Genomic DNA, 1,229 nt, shown 5'->3' with positions numbered 1-1,229 from the left:
AGTTACGTCGGCACTCACGTTAAAGTAACAGTGCCAGAAAAAATAGAGCGGTTCCAATCGCTTAAATTCAAGCGGAACCGCTCTAACCGATCTGAACAAGCTCTCTTGAGAGCTTGTTCATGCTTTCAGCACCGTTTTTAGTGATCAGAAACTGTTCTTCGATCATCAGCGCGCCAAGCCCATTGGCGTAAAACGGGGTTTCAAGCGCCAGCACCATGTTTGGTGCAATCAGCATTTCATTGCTGGCAGAGATAAACGGCCATTCTTCAACACCAACGGCCGCACCCACCGAATGGCCAAAATGGCCGCGATAATATTCGCTGAAACCGCGCTTACGCATGATGCCAAGCATTGCTGCATGGACATCGCAGAACCGCGTACCGGGCTTTAACAGTGCTTCGCCCACCGCAAAGCTTTCCTGCAACACCTTGTAGATCTCGCTGGCAAGCGGATCGGGTTTGCCGCAGACATAAGTGCGCGCACCATCCGAAGAATAACCGCTAATGAGCGTGCCGACGTCGGCTTTCACAAGATCACCTTCTTTTAGCTCGGCCTTTATGTCCTGAAGATCAGGGCCAACTGAAATATAGGCCCAGTTCCCGGAAAGCCCCTGACCATTCGCGCTTGCAGCCTGTGTGGCTCCTTCCAGCCAAGAGGCTGAAAGCGCACTCAGGCTGGAACCACGTCGGGCGGTGTTCAGCATATTTTCCAGCCCGATTTCTGCATAATGGGCTGCATTTCGCAGATATTCGATTTCGCGAGCATTCTTGATAAGGCGCAGGCGTTTGACGAGAATGGAAGCATCCTGCCAATCAACCAAAGGGAGCGCTCTTTTGAGAGCCGCAAAATCAGCCGCTGGCATGAACTCCAGATCAACACCGATCTTTGCATTGGAAAGCCCATGCTCTGCCAGCAGATCACCTAAAAGCCTGAAAGCTGCATCCTGATCAAATGTCTCAGCGCGCGGACCAACATTATTTGCCTGCCTGTAGGCCACATTGATATCTTCAATTGTTCTGGCATTTTCGACGCTTACCATATCGATCCAGATACGATGGGTGCGGAAGTCAATTGTTTCGCTCAGATGCGCTGCACCCGCATAAGCATGATCGCTGATAACCGCTGCAAGTTTTGCCTTTTCATCGGCTGGCACCAGCGCAATTGCCGAACCCGCCCGACGGCACTGTTACTTTAACGTGAGTGCCGACGTAACTTGGTCTTTGACGTAA

Annotated in this window: 1 protein-coding gene; it reads right to left on the bottom strand. The window is 51.5% G+C overall.

The features are described from left to right. Nucleotides 1-82: 82 nt before the first annotated feature. Nucleotides 83-1,153, bottom strand: a complete 1,071-nt coding sequence (locus tag CEV31_RS19665) for a M24 family metallopeptidase (protein ID WP_235818199.1) — start codon at nucleotides 1,151-1,153, stop codon at nucleotides 83-85. Between the last annotated feature and the right edge of the window lie 76 nt (nucleotides 1,154-1,229).

The organism is Brucella thiophenivorans, assembly GCF_002252445.1.
GTDB classification, from domain to species: Bacteria; Pseudomonadota; Alphaproteobacteria; order Rhizobiales; family Rhizobiaceae; genus Brucella; species Brucella thiophenivorans.
This window is presented reverse-complemented; position numbering and strand designations above follow the sequence as displayed.